This window comes from Hyphomonas chukchiensis, from assembly GCF_000682695.1.
Classification (GTDB): domain Bacteria; phylum Pseudomonadota; class Alphaproteobacteria; order Caulobacterales; family Hyphomonadaceae; genus Hyphomonas; species Hyphomonas chukchiensis.
Genome location: NZ_AWFG01000106.1, coordinates 1 through 297, shown reverse-complemented (window position 1 = coordinate 297; position 297 = coordinate 1). Strand labels below are relative to the sequence as shown.

General features: G+C 64.6%; 1 protein-coding gene. It reads right to left on the bottom strand.

Translation table 11 applies throughout. The annotated features are described in order from the left end of the window. On the bottom strand, positions 1 to 297 hold a 297-nt coding region (locus HY30_RS18885; RefSeq protein WP_034744913.1), incomplete at both ends, for an FAD-dependent oxidoreductase.

Genomic DNA, 297 nt, shown 5'->3' with positions numbered 1-297 from the left:
CAGGGGCAGTCTTCCGCCGGGCGCGGCTTGCCGAGAATGGCGGCTGCCGAAAGCTTGCCCTGCTCGATGGCGTTGTGGACGCTTTCGAGACGGCCCGAGCCGAAATGCACGAGGGGACGACTGGCGCAGTCACCCGCAGCAAAGACGCGTGGGTCGGATGTGCGGGCGTCGCGATCGACGAGGATGCCATTGTTGCAGGCGATGCCGGCGTCCTTGGCGAGTTCCTCATTTGGCAAGATGCCGATGCCGACGAGGACGATATCAGCGTCGAGACGTGTGCCGTCTGCCAGTATGGCA